The 17,654-nt window shown below is 52.6% G+C and carries 14 protein-coding genes; 7 read left to right on the top strand and 7 right to left on the bottom strand.

The window, feature by feature from the left end; translation table 11 throughout:
• Nucleotides 1–5: 5 nt before the first annotated feature.
• Together PUT07_RS28085 and PUT07_RS28090 are read right to left on the bottom strand one after the other, a co-directional pair.
• A complete protein-coding gene (locus tag PUT07_RS28085) occupies nt 6–491 on the bottom strand; it encodes a hypothetical protein (RefSeq protein WP_274472096.1) in 486 nt (161 codons plus the stop codon).
• A 134-nt stretch (nt 492–625) separates the two neighbouring features.
• Nucleotides 626–2,230 (bottom strand): S-layer homology domain-containing protein, encoded by a 1,605-nt coding sequence (locus tag PUT07_RS28090; protein WP_274472097.1) that lies wholly within the window; start codon nt 2,228–2,230, stop codon nt 626–628.
• A 625-nt stretch (nt 2,231–2,855) separates the two neighbouring features.
• Here PUT07_RS28090 and PUT07_RS28095 point away from each other — a divergent pair.
• From PUT07_RS28095 to PUT07_RS28125, 7 genes are all read left to right on the top strand, one after another.
• Nucleotides 2,856–4,172, top strand: coding sequence for an ABC transporter substrate-binding protein (locus PUT07_RS28095; protein ID WP_274472098.1), 1,317 nt, complete (start codon nt 2,856–2,858; stop codon nt 4,170–4,172).
• Between the two features lie 90 nt (nt 4,173–4,262).
• Complete coding sequence (locus PUT07_RS28100) at nt 4,263–5,183, top strand: carbohydrate ABC transporter permease (RefSeq protein WP_274472099.1); 921 nt, start codon at nt 4,263–4,265, stop codon at nt 5,181–5,183.
• A gap of 12 nt (nt 5,184–5,195) precedes the next feature.
• Nucleotides 5,196–6,008 (top strand): carbohydrate ABC transporter permease, encoded by an 813-nt coding sequence (locus tag PUT07_RS28105; protein ID WP_274472100.1) that lies wholly within the window; start codon nt 5,196–5,198, stop codon nt 6,006–6,008.
• A gap of 49 nt (nt 6,009–6,057) precedes the next feature.
• Nucleotides 6,058–7,881: a sensor histidine kinase gene (locus tag PUT07_RS28110; protein WP_274472101.1), complete on the top strand. Its 1,824-nt coding sequence runs from the start codon at nt 6,058–6,060 to the stop codon at nt 7,879–7,881.
• Between the two features lie 10 nt (nt 7,882–7,891).
• Nucleotides 7,892–9,445: a response regulator transcription factor gene (locus PUT07_RS28115; RefSeq protein WP_274472102.1), complete on the top strand. Its 1,554-nt coding sequence runs from the start codon at nt 7,892–7,894 to the stop codon at nt 9,443–9,445.
• Between the two features lie 95 nt (nt 9,446–9,540).
• Nucleotides 9,541–10,767 (top strand): ABC transporter substrate-binding protein, encoded by a 1,227-nt coding sequence (locus PUT07_RS28120; RefSeq protein WP_274472103.1) that lies wholly within the window; start codon nt 9,541–9,543, stop codon nt 10,765–10,767.
• Nucleotides 10,768–10,971: 204 nt separating this feature from the next.
• Nucleotides 10,972–11,547, top strand: coding sequence for a nitroreductase family protein (locus PUT07_RS28125; RefSeq protein ID WP_274472104.1), 576 nt, complete (start codon nt 10,972–10,974; stop codon nt 11,545–11,547).
• Between the two features lie 85 nt (nt 11,548–11,632).
• Here the strand turns inward: PUT07_RS28125 and PUT07_RS28130 are convergent, their stop codons facing one another.
• The 5 genes from PUT07_RS28130 to PUT07_RS28150 all read right to left on the bottom strand — a co-directional run bounded on the left by PUT07_RS28130 (nt 11,633) and on the right by PUT07_RS28150 (nt 17,622).
• Nucleotides 11,633–12,544, bottom strand: coding sequence for a pseudouridine-5'-phosphate glycosidase (locus tag PUT07_RS28130; protein ID WP_274472105.1), 912 nt, complete (start codon nt 12,542–12,544; stop codon nt 11,633–11,635).
• Between the two features lie 2 nt (nt 12,545–12,546).
• Nucleotides 12,547–13,653: a carbohydrate kinase gene (locus tag PUT07_RS28135; RefSeq protein ID WP_274472106.1), complete on the bottom strand. Its 1,107-nt coding sequence runs from the start codon at nt 13,651–13,653 to the stop codon at nt 12,547–12,549.
• A 135-nt stretch (nt 13,654–13,788) separates the two neighbouring features.
• A complete protein-coding gene (locus tag PUT07_RS28140; RefSeq protein ID WP_274472107.1) occupies nt 13,789–14,178 on the bottom strand; it encodes a hypothetical protein in 390 nt (129 codons plus the stop codon).
• A 103-nt stretch (nt 14,179–14,281) separates the two neighbouring features.
• Nucleotides 14,282–14,899, bottom strand: a complete 618-nt coding sequence (locus PUT07_RS28145; RefSeq protein WP_274472108.1) for a PH domain-containing protein — start codon at nt 14,897–14,899, stop codon at nt 14,282–14,284.
• 131 nt (nt 14,900–15,030) lie between these two features.
• Nucleotides 15,031–17,622, bottom strand: a complete 2,592-nt coding sequence (locus PUT07_RS28150) for an Ig-like domain-containing protein (protein WP_274472109.1) — start codon at nt 17,620–17,622, stop codon at nt 15,031–15,033.
• Nucleotides 17,623–17,654: the final 32 nt, after the last annotated feature.

Raw genomic sequence — 17,654 nt, forward strand, 5'->3', positions numbered from 1 at the left:
GGCCGTTATTCACCCCATTTGAGCATTAGCGTGATTTCGCAGTAAGGAGTGTTTAACGACCTAGAATCCATTGTGAACTTCACCGAGCTTGGGGAGTACGTAGTGACAACCGCAGCTGAGCATCCGAAGGATTGGACGATGCGGTCCACTTCTTTTTGATTGCCTTGTTGGGCGTTCGCCATCAGACTACGGGCTATTTCGGGATCCTGCAGCTTATGGGTGACAAGCGAAGCATCCTTGAGCAGACTTTGCGAGGCTGCAAGGGAGTGGGAGAGCATCTTGGTATCGACTTTCGGATAGTCGCGCGGCTCCCAGACCTTGTATCCCGCCCCTATGGAATCGTACTGCTCCCATAGATGGCAGTCATTAGTGAAATGGAAGTTGTCTCCTAATCTATGTGTGGAATAATACGGTTGATAATAAGGGGAATAAGCGGGATCATGCAGGCGGATGGGCTGGGAATAACCGTAGTAAGCAGGGTAGCTGAACATCGTGGAACCCCTTTTCCTGGGAAGTTAATCATCGAAGCTGCATTAGCAATATATGTAGAATAGGCGCGAAGGTGCAAAAAAAGGCTATCCCAGAAGCAGCAGACTGCTTCGGGATAGCCTCTTGAAGTTTGCAATTAGCGGGTTAACGTGACGTAGCTGACTGCTTTTTGACCGGATGGCGCTACGGCCGTCAGTTCGAAGGAAGTTACGTTGCCTTCAACATGCACGAGGCCATTGGAGTCGACAGTTGCCGTACCTACCGCACCCAGAGCATCGTTACCATTGATATGACTGATGGTGAACAGAGTGCCTAATGCGAAGTTATAATCACGGATTTCGGTGTTCTCATACTCGATACCGAAGCTGTCAGTCAAAGTCAAATCCATGGCTGTATAGGCATCGAAATCTGCCGTGTAGGTGCTGCCTGATACGGTCATCGCTTTCTTAATCGATGTTTCACCGGCTTTGAATTCTTTCACTGAAATGGCATCATTTGTTACAGTCACTGTGACATGCAATTGCTTCGCGTCGCCGCTGCCGACTTTGACCATTAGCGTAATATCCGCTGTTCCAGCTTTATTACCTATCACGTAAGCGTGGTGGTCTGCGGACAAGCCGACTTTGGCCACTGCAGAATTCGACGAGAATACGGACTGCACGATACCAGGAGTTGCAACAACGTCCCCGTTAGCCGCGGTTACTTTCACTTTAATTTCCTTGGCAAATTTACTTTGCGTAGGATCTTCGGCGATGGCTTTCGTAATTGTACCTGTTGCACTGCCTGTCAAACCGCTGTCAATGACAGCAGCTAGCGTGTAAGGATCGGGTACCGTAACATTGCCTGTGTTATCTGAAGCAATCGTGAAGCTTCCCGTTGCCGTGCGGATCGTAGAAGCATCCAGACCGCCAAGCGTTACCGTGTAATCTCCGGCTGCCAGTGCAGCGTCAACGGCAAGCGTTGCCGTCAGGCCGTCTGTCGACCATGTCGTTTTGGCGGAAACGGCCGTTGTGCCGTTCTTCAATGTCAATGTGGCTTTAGCTGTATCGACAGCTTTGTTAAGGGAAACCGTTACTTGTTTCTTATCTGTTGAAGCTTGAACCTTCGTGATCGAAATCAACGTTTGGTTGTCATGAGCTTGCTGTGCCGTGTAGGAGCTGGATACCAGATCCGCACGGTTGGCAGGCTGGTCGCCCGATTTACCGGCTGGGTGAATGCCTAGCTCCGTCGCTTGTTTGACGGCATCCGCGTACCAAGGCGAGCCGCTTACGTTCACTTTCTTGCCGAGGCCTTTGAGAAGCAGTGTATCCAACTGACCTGCAGTAACAGAATCTCCCGGAACGAAGGTTGTATCCGTCACGCCGTCGATCAGGCCGGCTTTCTTCGCAGCTTCGATGTAAGGAACAGCCCAGCCGTTAGCGGCATCGTCCGCATGAACGTCGGAGAAGCTGGACACCTTAACCGTAAGGTCAACAGGAACGTCATAGATGAGTGTCGCTACTTTGGCGAATTGTGCGCGCGTCATATTTTGCGTAATCCCGAAAGTGGTGTCGGACACCCCTTCGAAAATGTCGGATGCCAGCATGGCATCGATTTTCGTTTTCAGCGCGGCGTCGATGTTCGCGAGATCCGTGAAGTCAGCGCTTGTTTTGCCTGCTGCGGAAGCAGGGTTCGTTAATGCTGTTGATGCGAACAAAGAGAACGCCATAGCGGCTGTTGCGATCATAGTAAGTTTTTTCATGGGTACCTCCTAAGGTAATGAAATTTATCAATGCGATTCTATTAAGCTACCAAACTATCGTGCATTGTGCTGTTGCTATAACTATACCTTGCAATAAAGAGTGTGTCATTGTCAAATTCTTGGCACTCAAGGAATGAGAGTGCTAGTTGAATGCTGTTATTTGCAAAGTGATGCTAGATAGCTTGCCGGTTAGCCTCGTTCCTTTCAATTAGACGCTGATACTCTCGGAAATGTTGCGCTCATTATGACGAGCTTTTCTGACGAACAGAGAAGCCCTTATTTCGAAGGAAAAGGTCCTCGGCGAATATGTAACGGACACCGCCGCCGTTATTTGCTCGTCTTGTGCGGGATCTAGCCTGATATCGGCAAAATAAGGTTTCCTGTGTCCATTAGATCAGGCGTGGGGTTTTCGAAAACCGTACATTTGAACACCTGCCGTAACATTTTCCCCCGCGTTATGTTGAACGCGCTTACATATCGTAAATTTGTTCCCCTAAGATGTGCGGTTTATCGGTTCAGGGCAGTGCTCGGAAGCTGTAAAGTTGTAGACAGGGAGCCGAGTCAGTCATCAAGCATTACGGCTTACCGAATCACATTCATCGTCAGAGAGAGGGTTGTACTTACTATGCAAAAGAAGTTAACAAGCTTGTTAACGGCCAGTGTGGCGCTTGCCCTAGTCGTTGCCGGTTGCTCGAGCACAAAAGAAAGCGCTCCCACGACAGGCGCGGCCTCGGCAACGGAAGCCCCGAAGACCACGGCAGCGGATAAAGCCGCTAGTCCGGTTGAAATCACATTCTGGAATATGTTCGGCGGGGGCGAAGGCGATTTCGTCGACCAAATCATCAAAGGCTACAACGAATCCCAGAAGGAAGTTACGGTGAAGCAGCTGCGTTTGGAATCTAACGAGTACTACGCGAAGCTCAGCACAGCGCTATCTTCCGCCAAAGGACCTGATGTTGCTGTAGCGCATGTCGACCGCATTTCGCCGTTCGTGAAAGCGAAACAAATCGTACCGATCGACCAACTGGCGAATAAAGTCGGCTTCAATCTCAAGCAAATTTCCGATGCGAATATGCAGAGCGTCTCTTACGATGGTAAACCGTACGCAGTTCCGTTAGACACGCATTTCCACATGTTCTATTACAACAAAGACTTACTGAAAAAGGCGGAGCTGCTGAATGATGACGGGACGCCGAAGCTTGGCGAACTGACGCCGGAGGGCTTTAAGAAAACGCTCGCCCAGATCAAAGCCAAAGTACCGGATGTGCAGGCGCTTGCCGTCAATACGCCGTATTTCCAGGAACCGTTCTTGAATCTCTACTACGAAGCCGGCGGAGACCTGCTGAATGCGGAAGGTAATAAAGCGGCCATTAACAATGACAATGCTTTAAGCGTCCTGAAATTCTATATGGATCTGTATAACAACAAATATACCGATCTTAATGACAAAACGCCGTGGGATTCGTTCCATAACGGTAAAGCGGCGCTGTGGTTCGGCGGCGTATGGGAAGCCGGCCTGCTGCTCGGCGAGAAGTCACCGAATATCGGCGCTATGCCGCTCCCGGCCATTTTCGGATCACCGGCACATTGGGGAAGCTCGCACTTGCTTGTTGTTCCTTCTTATGTAGCGGCTGAGAAGCAAGAGGCTGCGGCGAAATTCATGAAGTATTTCTCCGAGGTCGGCGGTAAGACCTGGGGCCAAGCCGGTCACGTTCCGGCGAACAGCGCTGTAACGGCAAGCGATGACTATAAGAAGCTGCCATACCGCAATTTCTTCGTCGATGCACAGAAAACGGTGAAATTCGCACCGAAAACCGATAAGTATACCACCCTCATCACGACGGTTTCGGAGTCGCTGCAAAACATTATTTTCGGTAAGCAATCCCCGGAAGACGGGCTGAAAACGATGGAGAAACAGATGAACGACATTTTGTCCAACTAGCTAACCATGAAGCGGGCGGGACTGCTTAAGAAAGAAGAGAGGGCGGTCCCGGCCAGTTGGATCGGAGCGCAATTCGAAGGAGATTACCTTATGGAGACTAAAGTGAGAAGCCAAGAAAGGACGGGAGTCCTTCGTAAACCATACGCCTTATCATTCATCACGGATTTGAAAGCAATCGTGTACCTGCTGCCGTTCCTTATCCCATTCGGCGTATTCTATCTCTGGCCGGTATGGAGAGGAGCTTGGATGAGCCTGCACGTATGGAACATTCAAGGCATGCAGAAATATGCCGGATTGGCCAATTATAAGAAGATTTTTACGGACTCCGACTTTTATTTGTATATGTGGCATTCGTTTTATTTTGTTCTGCTGTGTGCGCCGACCGTCATCGTACTGGGCTTGATACTGGCGCTGCTGATCAATCAAAATATTGTATTCCGCACGACGATACGCTCGATTTTTTTCTTGCCTTATGTATTGTCCGTATCGGTCATCAGCTTTATCTGGCTGCGTATGTTCGATTCCAAATACGGTCCGGTGCAGGCTTTCCTGAAGCTGATCGGCATCCCTGGGGAAATTCACTGGCTGACCGACAAACATTTTGCTTGGTGGGCCATTACCATAACGACTGACTGGTGGACGGTGGGGTTCGTGATGGTGCTGTTTCTCGCGGGCTTGCAAGAAATTCCGGCCGATCATTATGAAGCTGCGAAAATGGATGGCGCTGGCGCTTGGAAGCAATTTTGGCACATTACGCTGCCAGGCTTGTCCAGAGTCATGAAAATACAGGTGTTTTATCAGGTCATTGCTTGTTTAAAATTGTTCGGCCAGGTGCAGATCATGACCGGAGGAGGTCCGGGCGATTCGACCAACACGATGATCCGTTATATATATGTGACGGGGTTCAAGAAGGATATGTTCGGCTTGGCATCCGCACAGTCCATCGTGTTCTGTCTCATCATGCTGCTGATTGCCCTGATCCAATTCAAACTGACGAACCGTCAAGATTAACGGAGGCTATTGATGAAACGATTCATGCTGAACGCGTGCGCCATCGTTCTCGCGATGCTGTTTATTTTCCCGCTCATCTGGATGCTCTTGGTGTCCTTGAAGCCGAATGGCGTCAATGTATTCACGCTAGCGGACTGGTTGAAATGGTCCGATTTGACCTTAGCCAACTATGCCAAAGTGATGAAGGATTCGCAGATCGTGAGATGGACGTGGAACTCCGCGATCATCGGTCTGCTGACGACCGTCATCTCGCTTGTTTTCAGCTCGCTGGCGGCGTTCGCTTTCTCCAAAATGCCGTTTAAAACCAAAGGCATATTTTATCTCGTCATCGTATCGGGTTTGCTAATCCCTACGGAGGCGATCCTGATCCCGCTCTACGAAACTGTGCTGCATCTGCGTCTGATCGATAACATTTGGGCGATTATTTTGCCGGGCTTGACGAATCCGGTCGGCATCCTGCTGCTCAAGCAGTTTATGGACGGGGTGCCCAAAGAATATATAGAGGCCGCGCAAATCGACGGATGTCGCAGCACCTCCTTATGGCTGCGTATCTGCTTGCCGCTGACGAAGTCGGCGATGGTATCGGTCGGCATTTTCTACTTCATCCTGTCATGGAACAATTTCTTGTGGCCGTACTTATCGATTACCTCGCAGGAGAACATGATTCTATCGGCAGGACTGCCGACCTTTTTGTCGAATAATATAATGTCCTTGAACATGATTATGGCAGCAAGCTCAATAGCGGCCGTTCCAACCATCGCGGTATTCATTCTGCTGCAGCGCCACATCGTGCAAGGGGTGGCGATGTCGGGGATTAAAGGGTAAGAAGGAGTCTTCTTCCCCCTCTTTTGCCAAGACAGAAAGGATTGTCAGCATGAAGCTTTTACCGGGGAAAACAAGCAGTAGATTAGCGATATGGCCCAGCAGCATACGTTACAAATGGATGCTGCTGTTGTTTCTATTCTCCCTTACGCCTCTGTTAGCGATGGGGTTTATTTCCTTTTCCATTTCCAAATCGACGATCAATCAGAAGGCGACGGAGTACTCCGAGCAGTTGTTGAAGCAAACTGCCGATAATATTGATACCCGGCTGGGTATATACAAAGATATGATGATGCAAGTCGTGAATAATAATGAAATCGTTTCCATGCTGCGGACGTTAGATCGGGCGGACGGTACGCAGTACGATCTGGACAGCTTGTCGTTGACGACGAAGCTGTCGACGATTATCGCCATCAATCAAGATTTCCAATCGATCTCGTTTCTGTCGGAGACGCATTACATCAAAGGCATCTATCGCTGGAGCGACCGTTCTGCGGGCATCGTATCCCCGTTTCTCCAGACACTGGAGGACGGCAGCCATTTCCGCTGGTTCCCAACGCGGCTGGGTGCCTATGTCGATAGCCTGAATACGCAGAACGTGCATGTATTTTCGTTGGCCAAGCAAATTTATAAGATGTCCGACGACAGCCCTGTCGGCATCATCGCCGTGCTGGATATTCGCGAGGACGTGTTGAAAGAGATCGTCAGCAAGGTGACGAAGAGCTCCTCCGATCTCCAAAGCTTCATCATCGACGAGCAAGGGCGAATCGTTTCTTATCCGGACAATGGGTTCCTGGGCAAGAACGTGCGGGACGTGTTGGGTGAGCAGGGCTCCGCTCAATTGCTGCAAGCCACCGGCGAAACGTACGGGTTCCCGCTAACGCATGCAGGCCAGCATTGGATTGTGGGCGCGAAGAAGCTGCATACGAACGGCTGGACCGTCGTGAATGTGATCTCGGAATCCATGCTGTACAAGGATTCCAATCGCATGCTGCAAATTATTATAGTGATTGCGCTGATTTGCATTGGATTCTCCATTGTAACGGCGCTGTTCTTGACCAATTCCATCTCGAAGCCGATTCTGCGAATGATTCGGTTGATGCGGCAGGTCATGTCAGGCGATCTCAGCGTACGGTTTCAAGCGAAGAGGCGAAACGACGAGTTTGATATATTGGGTGAAAATTTCAATTACATGGTATCCCGGCTGGATGAGCTTCTGAAAGCAGTCTATGAAGAGCAGAACGAGAAGCGCGTGGCTGAGCTGAAAGCGCTGCAGGCACAGATCAATCCGCACTTTCTGTACAATACGCTGGATATTATCAAATGGACCGCTTTGCTGCAGAAGGCGAACAATGCAGCCGAGATGGTCAGCTTGCTGTCCCGGCTCCTGCGGATCTCTCTGGGCAAGGGAGAAGAGACCGTCACCGTCGAAGAAGAGATAGAACACGTCCAGTGCTATCTCGGTATTCAGAAATTCAGGTTTAATTTCGATATCCAAACCTATTTTGACATCGACGATCGTGTCCGCAGATATAAAACGCCGAAGCTTATTTTGCAGCCGATTGTAGAGAATGCCATTCTGCATGCTTTCACCGACCGTGAATCCGGGGGAGACATTCATATCCGGTGCTCGCTTGAACCGGAGGGCTGCCTACGGTTCGTCGTAGCGGATAACGGTCGGGGGATGGATGCCGTCCTCGTGAAGAGCTTGCAAGCGCCGCCTAAGGGGGCGACGGCGGATAAAATGGGCGGAATCGGCTTGGCCAATGTCGATGAGCGGATTAAGCTGATCTGCGGGAAGCCATACGGCCTAGACATCGAGAGCGCTATCGGAGCGGGAACGAGCATCGGGATCCGGCTTCCTGCGATAGAGTAGGAGGGACATCATGTTTCGAGTTGTCATCGTGGAAGATGAATATATCGTCAGGTTCGGGATCCGGTCGATGATCGATTGGGAGAAGCTGGGCTTGACTGTCATCGGGGAGGCCTCCAACGGTCAAGAAGCTTTGGAGCTTATGAGCAAGGAGATGCCGGATATTCTGATTACGGATATCAAAATGCCGCTTATGGACGGAATCGCGCTCATTACGGAGGTTCGCAAGCGGAATCCGCAGATGAAAATCCTCATCCTCAGCAATGTTGAGGATTTCGGTTATGCGAAGGAAGCAATCCGCTATGGGGTCTCGGAATATTTGATCAAATCCGACATGATGCCGCGGGACTTCGAGATGACCCTGTTGAAGGTGAAGGAAGCCATCGAGATCGCTGCACCTGACGGGGCGGTGCTTCAGGAGTTCCGGAAGGGGCCGGTGTGGAAGGAGAAGCTGCTACAGGAGCTGGCCGAAGGTGCGCAGCGGGAGACGGACCTTCTGCAAAGTGTTTGGAAGGGGGAGGAAGGCGGCTGGCTGTCCTTGCTCCATATTGGCAAGGACGCGCAAGCGCAGGGAACGGCAGACGAGCAGGCCCGCCTGCGCCTAGCGTTGGATGGCTTGTTGACGGCGGAACGGCTCGTCTATGAGATGTTTACCGACCGTCAAGGGGAGATGAATGTCGTCTTATCGACAGCAGCGCCGTCAAGGCGGAGCCAGCAGGCAGTACGCGAGCTCGCCGAGACTTTCCTTGCGTCAGTCGGTCCGGGCTGCACGGTCGGGATCAGCGAGCCTTTCCGGGCATGGGCGGATCTGCATGCTGCCTACGAACAAGCAAGGGCCGCAGTGAAGTACAAAATGTTCGTCGGAACCGGCAGAGCCATATGCTATGGCACGGACGATATGCCTGGGCGGGGCGAGGCTGGGGAGCCGATCAAAATCAGCATGCACCGTATACATTCCATGGTGTATGCGTTTCAGGCGAAGGAACTGCAAAGTTACTTGGAGGGGTTGTTCGGGCAATTAGCCGACCGCAAAGATTATGATCTCGTGCAAATTATTTCTCTAGAGCTTTTAATTATGCTGACGACATTATGGTCAGACGTCGCCAGCGATCAGCAAAGCATTTTGCTGCTGAAGAAGCAATATTTTGACGAGTTATCCAAATTAGAAACACTGAACCAGAGCAAAACTTGGTTCCTGGGCGCTTTCGACGAGCTGCTGCAGCATATGATTCACATCTATAACAGTGACCGCAACAGTATTATCAAGGCCGCGCAATACATTCAGATGAATTACCAACAGGAAATTTCCTTGCAGTCCATCGCTTCTCTCGTTCATTTGAGCAAAAATTATTTCGCTAATCTGTTCAAGAAAGAGATGGGGGAAAGCTTCCTTGAGCACTTGACGCGCATCCGCATTGAGAAGGCGAAGTCGCTGCTTGCGGGGGAGCTGAAGACGGCGGACATCGGCCATATGGTGGGCATTGCGGACCCGAAATATTTCTCCAAGGTGTTCAAAAAAATAACCGGGGTCTCGCCATCGGAATACAGAATACGCGCGAAGGGCTGAGATGGACGGATAGTGACGGGGGTGTATGCCTTGTGCTGTTTAAGCGGAGCGAAGGCTGGATTAGGGGTGTGTTGTGCGTAGGAGGACTGAGTCTCTTGGTTGCGGGATGCTCAGCTGCGCCGAATGCCAAGCCTCCGATCTCGCAGGAAGTGGTCCAGCCGGAGGAAATCTCCTTCTGGAATCCCTTTGGGGGCGGAGAAGGGGAGTTTGTGGAGCAGCTGATCCGAGATTTTAACGCTTCCCAGACGTCGGTTTATGTCAAGCAGCTGCGATTGGAGTCCAATGAATACTATGTGAAGCTGAGTACGGCGCTGTCTTCAGGCAAAGGTCCGGATGTCGCCGTTGCGCATGTTGACCGTATATCGCCGTACATCAAAGCGAAGCAGATTATGCCGTTGGATGGATTGGCTGCAGAGACCGGGTTCCGGTTCGATGAGATTGAAAGCTCCAATGTCCAAAGCGTAAGTTATAACGGCAAGCCTTATGCGGTTCCTTTGGATACTCATTTTCATGTGCTTTATTACAATAAGGATATTTTGGGTAAAGCGGGTCTGCTGCAGACGGACGGCACCCCCATGCTTGGCGAGGCTACGCCGGAAGGCTTCGTTCGGATGCTGGAGCAGATCGCGGCCCGTGTGCCCGGGGTTCAGCCGATTGCCGTGAATACGCCGTACTTCCAAGAGCCGTTCCTGAATTTATATTATGAAGCGGGCGGCGACCTGCTCACGCCGGATATGTCCCGAGCGGCTATCCATAACGAGAAAGCGCTGCGGGTGCTAACCTTTTATCAAGAGCTGTATGCCAAACGCTTGGCCGATTTGAGTGACCGGACCCCGTGGGACTCTTTCCATAGCGGGAAGGCCGCCCTCTGGTTCGGCGGTGTCTGGGAAGCCGGGCATCATCTCAGCGAAAAATCGCTGCCGGTCGGGCTGATGCCGCTTCCGCCGATTTTCGGAAGCTCGGCGCACTGGGGCAGCTCGCATACACTTGTCGTCCCCAGTTATGTAACCAAAGAAAAACAGAAGGCAGCGATGGCCTTCATGTCTTATTTCTCGGAAACGGGCAGCATGCTCTGGGGACAGGCCGGACACGTTCCCGCCAACAAGGCGGTCTTGCAAAGCGCCGCATACCGGCAGCTCCCCTACCGCAGCATGTTTATAGAAGCCAAACAGGATGTGAAGTTTGCGCCGCGAACCGATAAGTACAGGGCGATTTTCACGGCGCTGTCGGAGGACCTGCAGAGCATCGTACTAGGCGGGCTGGATCCTGAACAAGGTTTGGCCGCGCTGGAGAAGAAGATTAATGAGATTATCACGAACTAAGGTATGAGTCGGTGTGAGAATGGGCGATCTAATGGCAAGGATTGGGCGGCAAGCCGATACGTTTGCTCTTGCAGCATCTCCCATGTCACAATAGACTTGGAGTAGGAACATCATGATGGAGCTGCGGGTACGCGCATGGACCTAACATGCGCTTATCGTCGGAACAACGAATAGAGCAGCGTCCAAAGACTGGAGTGGGAGAAGATGGACGTCAAAGAAGCGATTCGTCATCGCCGCAGCATCGGGAAGGTTAAGCAGGATCCCGTTGACAAGGCGCTGATTGAAGAAATTTTGGAAGCGGGTACGTGGGCGCCGAACCACGCGCATACCGAACCGTGGCGGTTCTGGGTGATGACCGGCGAAGGCCGGGGGCTGCTGGGCAGAGGGTATGCCGACGTAGCGGCGGCAGAGGCGGATCCTGCCCTGCCGGCGGAGGAGCTGGCCAAGCTGAAGAGCGCTCAGGAGAAGAAAGCGTTCCGCGCGCCGGTCGTCATCGCGGTAGCCGTCACCCCGTCGGCAACGGCTGTTGTGCCGGAGGTGGAAGAATACGCGGCGGTGCATGCCGCGGTACAGAATATGATGCTGACCGCGCACGCACTCGGTTTGGGCACGATCTGGCGGACGGGCGCGCCGACCTACCATCCGAAGATGCGCGAAGCGTTCTCCCTCGAAGCGAAGGAGGAACTGGTCGGCTTCGTTTATATCGGCTACCCGGACATGGCGCCGCCGAAGGCATCCCGGAAGCCGTTCGCGGAGTCAACGCTTTGGGTTAGCGAGTGATTCACATCATAAATAAGCCTCCCAACGGTGAATTGTTGGGAGGCTTGTTTGACGTTCCGTGCCAAGCGGGGATGTGCCTCTGGCATTACTGCTTGAGCGCAACCGCGATTCTAGCGGCGGTTTGGGCGTTATGGTACACGAGCGCGATGTTCGTCTCCAGGCTGCGGCCCTCCGTTAGCTGCTTAATACGCGCGAGCAGGAAAGGCGTGACTTTCTTGCCGGTCACGTTCTGCTCTTTGGCTTCCGAGAGCGCCTGCTGGATGAAGCCTTCGATCTCGGTATGGTTCATGGCGGATTCCGCCGGAACCGGGTTGGCGATGACGGCGCCGCCGGCCAGGCCGAGCTCCCACTTCGTGCGGAGCATGGCCGCAACGTCCGCAGCTTCATCGAGGCGGAAGTCTACGCCGTAGCCGCTCTCGCGGGCATAGAAGGACGGGAACTCGCTCGTCTTGTAGCCGACCACGGGTACGCCGTGAGTCTCCAGGTACTCGAGCGTGCGGCCGATGTCGAGGATCGATTTCACGCCTGCGCAGACGACGGCGACATTCGTTTGCGCCAGCTCCGTCAAATCGGCCGAGACGTCCATCGACACCTCGCCTTCGCGGTGCACGCCCCCGATGCCGCCGGTAGCGAACACTTCGATGCCCGCCAGTGCAGCGCCGATCATCGTTGCGGCGACCGTCGTTGCGCCGATTTGGCCGGATGAGAGGATATACGGGAAGTCGCGGCGGCTGACTTTCTCCACGTTCGGATTCGTCGCGAAAGCTTCGAGCTCCTGCTCGTTCAAGCCGATCTTGATCTTGCCGTCCATGATACCGATGGTAGCCGGAACAGCGCCGTTATCGCGGATGATTTGCTCGACCATTTTGGCCATTTCGATGTTTTGCGGGTAAGGCATCCCATGCGAGATGATAGTCGTCTCCAGAGCGACGACCGGTTTATTATTCGCCAAAGCTTCTTTCACTTCATCTGTAAACGTTAAGTACGATGTATTCATAATCAGTTCTCGTCTCCTTCAGATAAGTTCATAATCGTGTGCTGAAGCCGCTCTTCCGTCAGCTCGCGGGCGACGGATTGATCGGTTTGAAGCGTGATATGCGCTGCGGCAAGACCGTATGCGCAGGAGTCCATGTAGCTGAGCCCGCGCATCACGCCGTAAGCGAGACCGGCGACGAAGGCGTCCCCTGCGCCTGTAACCTCCACGACCTTGGTCGGAATTGGCGCGAACATCTTCTCGCCTTCCTCACCGGCATATAGGACACCTTCACTGCCAAGCGTAAGGAAGACATGGCGGACACCACGGCCGCGAATTGCGCCGGTGATCCGGCTGTAATCGCGGCTGCCTCCCGGCGTCATGCCCGCCAACTGGCAGGCTTCCTCCAGATTGGGGAAGATCGCCGTAACGCCATGCAGATCGGGCGGTAGTTTCTTGGCCTTCTCCGAGGACACCGGATCGATGAACAAGGGCAGGTTGTCCGTCTTGCATCGTTCCATCAAGTCACTGAGCGTCTCGGCAGGTAAGTTGGTATCTGCGATCACCAACCGGGATGAGGCGACATGCGGCCACTTATCCCGCAGCAGGGCGGGCGTAAATTTATCGTAGATGTCCATATTGGCAAAAGCCAGGAACATTTCGCCGGAAGCATCCAGCAGCGCGGTGTACGTTCCGGTGTTCTCGCCTTGGAGCACAATCGCCTGACTGACGTCGACGCCGCGCTTCCTCGTTTCTTCCAATACCCATCCGCCCGCTTTGTCATCGCCTGTTACCGTCAGCAGCGCGGTCTGGCAAGCAAGCCCTGCCAACGTTTCGGCGATATTCCGCGCAACGCCTCCGCACGATTCCGACACGGTGACGGGGTTGGAAGACGCCAGCCGGATAGGCTGTTTGCTGGCCGCTTTGCTGTCCAGATTCGCGCCGCCGATGCACGTGATCGTCTTGTCGTCGGCAGTCACATAAGCGCGTCCGCGGATCGTCCCTTTCTTGGTTAAGGCGGCGATATACCCGGCTACAGCCGAGCGCGAGATGCCGATGCTAGCAGCCATTTCATGTTGGGATATGAATGGATTTTGACGGATAAGCGCTAAAATTTGCTGTTCACGATCCATGCAATGGCTCCTTTCGATCGTTGACTATCTCTAGTTTAGGACAAATACAAACAAATGTCCATATAACAAACTTTTGTCCAAATTGACCAAATGAAAAGGAGCCTGCCCGGAAGGGGACAATGCTCCTTGTATGCATTATTCCGAATAAGACGTTTCCCTCCGGGAGCTGAGCCCAAGCAAACCCAACAGGCCGAGCAGCCCGATATAATGCCATCCGGACCAGTGTTTGTCTTTCGTCTCCTGCGTATGAACCATGAGAGCTTTCATGGATGTCGGCGGTGTAAGTCCGTAGGAAGCGGCGTGCTGATTCATGTTGTCCAGCTTTTTCAACCCGGCGTCTGCCCCCGGCATGCCGAACGGATTCGTTTGGAAAAAAGTAGGCGATCCCTGCTTCGCAGCCTCCCAACTTTCGGGCGTCGCGGCCATCTGTCGGTCGTGCGGATGCGTACGGTAATGATGAGCCCCGAGCAAGGCGGTTATGCAAAGGAAAGAAATCAAAGCAAGCTTCATAAATCGCGGAAACATGATCCATACCTCCAAGATCTTGTTGAATAGTAGTCTGTAAAATGCAGGTATGGATATATTCCCCTATGCGCGGAAACTTATGTATGAGAGCCGGCTATTTTTATTATTGATTAATGAACTTCTCGAAAACAAAACCGAAATCTTTCACTTTGTACTGTTTGTGCGTGCTTACGAGCCACTCGAATGCGCCTTGGCTGACAGCTTTGAACTCTTCGGAAACCTTCTGCCCTTCGGTCTTATTCGTCCGGTTCAGGGTGGAAGAGGCGATTTCAATGCTTTGCTTCGCATAGTCGAGGAAATGTTCATTTTCCTGCGTAATATCGGCGATTTTGATCAGAGCTTTGTATAGATCCTTGAGTTCCTCAACATGCTTCTTATGCACATCGATCGTGAAGGGAACGGAGCCCAGCGCGAATTTGATTTCCACATCCAGATCCACGGTACCGGCCGTCTCCAGAGCGACCTGGGACACGGCATATTTGCTATAAGGGTAGCGGTGCAGCACGCGCTTCTTGCTGACTGCGCTTGTGCCGTCGAGATGAATAAGCGCCTGGTTCGTAAAGCAGTACTCATCCGATTTGGACTTAATCAGGAAGAAAATCTTCTCACTATCCTCATGCAGCACGTAATCGTCGGCATCCACCTTGTCGTAATTCTCAGGCTTGATAACGGATCCTACATCGCTTAATCCCAGAATATCTGCCGCTACTCTACCGAACATTCGATCCACCCTCTCCTCAACAGTAATTAGGTATAGTACAAAATATGGAAACCATGCGAGTCCTATGCCCGATTAAAAAAAGAGCATAACGCTTCTGAAAAACGGAAGCATCATGCCCTATAATAGACTGCTTATTTGGTAACCGTCACTTGAACGGTCGTTCTCATGTTGGAATACGTCACTGTAATTCTGGCGGTTCCTTTGCCTGTGGCTTTAATGATGCCGTCCTTCACGTCAGCGATCATGATATTGGACGATGTCCACAAGGCAGGCTTGGTTACATCCTCTTCCGATCCGTCCGTGTAAGTGGCCAGAGCCTCGACCTTGGCTGTACTGCCTTCTTTCAGCTCGACTTTAACGACATCCGTTTTCAAATATTTCAAGGAATCGATGTCCACCGGGATCGCGACCATTTTGCCGCCGAAGGAACCGGTGATCGTGGTTTTGCCCGAAGCTGTCGGGGTGAAAAGTCCGTTCGTAACCGTCCCCAATTTATAGGCGTTCACTTTCCATGTCGCTGCTTCGGTTACATCCTTGGTTGTCCCGTCGGATAACGTCGCCGTCAATTTCACTTGAACTTGCTCGCCTCTTTTGGTGACGATGTAGGTCTTGTCTGCAACCAGTCCGGCAACGACGCCGATTTCCACCGGAATCGATACGCTCTTGCCGCCATAGGTAGCTGTGATGGTCGCTTTCCCGCGGGATACCGGGGTTACGACCCCTTTGGACACGGCGGCAATAGCGCCGTTGCTCGTCTTCCATTCGGCCTCATTGGTGACATTACGCGAAGCGCCGGAGGAATCCGTAGCCGTCAGCACGACGGAACGCGTCTCATTCAGGTCGAAAACGAGATTCACAACACTCGCGGAAAGATCGCTGGCCATATCCACTTGAACCGGAATGGTGACCGTTTTGCTGTCCAGCTGAGCTGTCAGTGTGGATTCACCTGAAGCCACAGCTTTCACTTTCCCGCCGTCCACAGTGACGGCTTTGACGTTGCTGCTCGTCCAGATGACGTCCGAGGAAACGTCTTTCTTCGTATCGTCGGTGTAGAGAGCTTCCGCAGTCAATGTAACGGTATCGCCCTTCTTCATCACGAGCTTCTCTTCGCTGACGGTCAAGCTTTTCAATACCCCTACGGAAACTTGAATGACCGCCGTGCGCGTGCCGTACTTCGCGGTGATGGTTGCCGCGCCGGTCGCAAGGCCGGTGATATCTCCGCTGCGGGCTTCGGCAATATCTCTGGAGCTGGTTGTCCATTCGGCTTTGCTCGTGACATCGACTTCTCTTCCATCTTTGAAGGACGCTGTCAATGTCACTTTATCCGTGCCGCCGATTTGCAGGTTGACGATTTTCTTGCTTGCTTTGATGATCGTCGGCACATCGACCTCGACTTTGGTCGTCGTCTTTTTGCCGCCGTATGCTGCCGTAACCGTCGCGATGCCGGCTTTGTAGGAGGTGATCTTCCCTTTGGTGACGAATGCCACGTTCTCTTCGTCTACGCTCCACTCGGCGCTATCCGTAACGTCGGCGCTCGTACCATCGGCATAAGTGGCGTGCAGAGTAAGCTGCTGCTCCTGTCCGGCTTGCATAGCAACCAGATCCGTATCGACAACGAGACGGCGTGGAACTTCAACGTCTACATTCGCGGCAACCTCTTTCTCCCCATATTTGGCGTAAACCTTCGCTTCGCCCATGGCGATGGCGGAGAGCTTGCCCTTCGTGACTTGGACGACGTCTTCATCGCTGGATGCCCATTCGGCGCGGTCCGTGATGTCTTCCGTCTTGCCGTCGGCGTAAGTAGCGGTCAGCTTCAATTCGCCTGTGGCATTTCTCTTCAAAAGAATGCTTTGCTTGCTTAACTCCAGCTTCAAGGTGCTGTCGACATCAACGGTCACCGTCGTAGACTTGGTGCCGTACGTTGCCGTCAGGTTAGCCGTTCCGACGCTGTAGCCCGTGACTTTCCCTTTGATGGCGTCAGCCACATTGGCTTTGTCCGTTGTCCATACGACCTTATCCGACACGTCGGCAATGTCGCCGTTCGGGTAAGTGGCCATAATTTTGATATCCTCGGTGCCGTTCAGCAGCAAGGACAGGCTGGACTTCTCAGCGTCAATCCTTCTCACAACCTCGACATCAACCTCAATTGTCAGAGATTGATTCATATATTTCACTGTGATCTTAGCGCTTCCGGGATTTTGCCCCTTCACCAGACCGTTGGTCACTGTCACGATGGAGCTTGTATCTACCGTGTAATCCGCTTTGCTCGTCACATCCTCGGATGTGCCGTCATCGTAGTAAGCGTTGATTTGAAGCTGTTCGGATGCATTCAGGCGCAGATCGAGCGAACGTTTGTCCGTTGTTAACGATTTGACCTTCTTGCTGACGGTTACGTTGACGATTTCCGTTTTGCCCATGTAGGTGGCTGTAATAACGGCTTTGCCTTCTTTCTTGGCCGTTACTACGCCGGCGTAGACGGAGGCCACGTCAGGCGTTCCCGAATTCCAGTCTGTCTTGACCGTTGCGTTCTCGGTAGCGCCGCTGACGAATATAGCGGTAGCTGTCAGATTCGCCGTATCGCCAACTTGCAGTGCAAGCTCATTCTTGTTCAGGACGAGTTTGGAAATTTCCTCAGCGGCGAGGGCGCTTCCTGCGGCTAAGGTTTGTGCGGCTAAAATAAAAATGAATACCAAGGAAAACCACTTGCTGTGCCTAAACTTCACGTTAATATCCCTCCGATACCGTCCTCTTAAGT

Source organism: Paenibacillus sp. MAHUQ-63 (assembly GCF_028765165.1).
In the GTDB taxonomy this organism is placed as follows: Bacteria; Bacillota; Bacilli; order Paenibacillales; family NBRC-103111; genus Paenibacillus_E.

Excerpts from the sequence above, each read along its gene's own strand:
- PUT07_RS28135 (WP_274472106.1), bottom strand. The coding sequence starts at position 13,653 with ATGGATCGTGAACAGCAAATTTTAGCGCTTATCCGTCAAAATCCATTC.
- PUT07_RS28100 (WP_274472099.1), top strand. The coding sequence starts at position 4,263 with ATGGAGACTAAAGTGAGAAGCCAAGAAAGGACGGGAGTCCTTCGTAAA.
- PUT07_RS28145 (WP_274472108.1), bottom strand. The coding sequence starts at position 14,899 with ATGTTCGGTAGAGTAGCGGCAGATATTCTGGGATTAAGCGATGTAGGA.
- PUT07_RS28140 (WP_274472107.1), bottom strand. The coding sequence starts at position 14,178 with ATGTTTCCGCGATTTATGAAGCTTGCTTTGATTTCTTTCCTTTGCATA.
- PUT07_RS28105 (WP_274472100.1), top strand. The coding sequence starts at position 5,196 with ATGAAACGATTCATGCTGAACGCGTGCGCCATCGTTCTCGCGATGCTG.
- PUT07_RS28095 (WP_274472098.1), top strand. The coding sequence starts at position 2,856 with ATGCAAAAGAAGTTAACAAGCTTGTTAACGGCCAGTGTGGCGCTTGCC.
- PUT07_RS28115 (WP_274472102.1), top strand. The coding sequence starts at position 7,892 with ATGTTTCGAGTTGTCATCGTGGAAGATGAATATATCGTCAGGTTCGGG.
- PUT07_RS28085 (WP_274472096.1), bottom strand. The coding sequence starts at position 491 with ATGTTCAGCTACCCTGCTTACTACGGTTATTCCCAGCCCATCCGCCTG.
- PUT07_RS28090 (WP_274472097.1), bottom strand. The coding sequence starts at position 2,230 with ATGAAAAAACTTACTATGATCGCAACAGCCGCTATGGCGTTCTCTTTG.
- PUT07_RS28130 (WP_274472105.1), bottom strand. The coding sequence starts at position 12,544 with ATGAATACATCGTACTTAACGTTTACAGATGAAGTGAAAGAAGCTTTG.
- PUT07_RS28125 (WP_274472104.1), top strand. The coding sequence starts at position 10,972 with ATGGACGTCAAAGAAGCGATTCGTCATCGCCGCAGCATCGGGAAGGTT.
- PUT07_RS28110 (WP_274472101.1), top strand. The coding sequence starts at position 6,058 with ATGAAGCTTTTACCGGGGAAAACAAGCAGTAGATTAGCGATATGGCCC.